This window comes from Vibrio sp. Vb1337 (assembly GCF_033338715.1).
GTDB lineage: Bacteria > Pseudomonadota > Gammaproteobacteria > Enterobacterales > Vibrionaceae > Vibrio > Vibrio alginolyticus.
In genome coordinates, this window is the sequence record NZ_JAWOTD010000132.1 from 1 (window position 1) to 1,271 (window position 1,271).

A 1,271-nucleotide genomic window follows, 5' to 3' on the forward strand; every position below is an offset into this window, starting at 1 on the left:
AAGTATCTGATAGTTGGCGGCGCAATGTTTGTTTGCTATGAGATCTTTCTTGCGCTTGCTCTTGGGTATTCGAATTCGCGAGCTCAAGCGATTGAGGTATCTATCGTCAACTATTTATGGCCCGCACTGACGGTGTTGTTTGCCGTGTTGGGTAGCAACAAAAAGCCAAATTGGCTGTTGTATCCAGCAGTAACCCTCGCGTTTATTGGTGTGGCTTGGACAGTGAGCGGCGATAACGGTTTATCCCCGACGCAAATCATCTCGAACGTAAGCAGCAATCCGCTGGTGTACTTCATGGCGTTCACTGGCGCGGTGATTTGGGCGGTTTATTGTAATCTCACACAGCGACAGCAATCGAAGCACAATGCGATCACGTTGTTTTTTATCGCAACTGCGGTTTCGCTTTGGGTGAAGTACGCATTTGCGGATGAGCCTACAATGACGTTCTCATGGTCAGCTCTTGGGTATCTGTTTGCATCGGCAGCGTTGATGGCGGGTGGTTATGGCTTATGGAACATCGCCATTGTTGGCGGGAACATGGTCTTTTTGGCGACTTTGTCTTACTTCACGCCGATTTTCTCTGCGCTGTTTTCGTCGCTTATACTTGGTGTTACGTTGAGCAATAGTTTCTGGCAAGGTGTTGTTATGGTGACAGTTGGGTCACTCTTGTGTTGGTTGGTAACAAAAGAGAAGCGAGAAGCTGCTGGTTAAACCCTCATTATCTGAGTGATTAATGACGGGTTTGTGGCTTCTCCGGTTCTTGTCGGTGTTGATGGAGGCCTGCTGGAGCCGTCATCGTGTTATCGAACATGTCACCAATCATTTTCCAAGAGCAAGCATCAGTCACCAAGCTGAGATAGGTGTGGGAAGGTAAGTCGCATCATGAGATGCGATGTCTAACTTAGGCTTCGTTCCAGTTTGGTTCTTCTAACGCTGGCCAGAGCATCAAATCATCAATACCAACGTCCTTAAAGCCTATCTTTGAGTAATAGCTTTTAAGCGCTTCTACGCTTTCCTCTGAGCGATCTTCTAAAGGAAGAGCCTTTAGACCAATGATGTCGTAAATCGATGTAAAGCGTTCAATAAAGTCCTCAATTAAGGCTTTGGAATACTTATTTCCTCGATGCTCTTTCTTTACCTTTAGTTCGTGAATCACAATGAGACGATCTGGTTCTGGACAGATTCCCCAACGCATTGTTTCGTTACGTTTTGCGATGCTTTCTTTTAGCAAGTAATCATCATCAAGAATTTGGATAAAGTGGGCAAGGCTG

The 1,271-nt window shown here is 45.9% G+C and carries 1 protein-coding gene and 1 pseudogene; one reads left to right on the forward strand and one right to left on the reverse strand.

Annotated features, from left to right (window positions below; genetic code table 11):
• A partial coding sequence (yddG, locus tag R7E42_RS24465; protein ID WP_318073159.1) for an aromatic amino acid DMT transporter YddG occupies positions 1 to 711 on the forward strand: 711 nt, incomplete at its 5' end.
• A 190-nt stretch (positions 712 to 901) separates the two neighbouring features.
• On the opposite strand, the pseudogene R7E42_RS24470 reads toward yddG, so the two are convergent.
• A pseudogene (locus tag R7E42_RS24470) lies at positions 902 to 1,271 on the reverse strand (hypothetical protein); the annotation flags it as partial.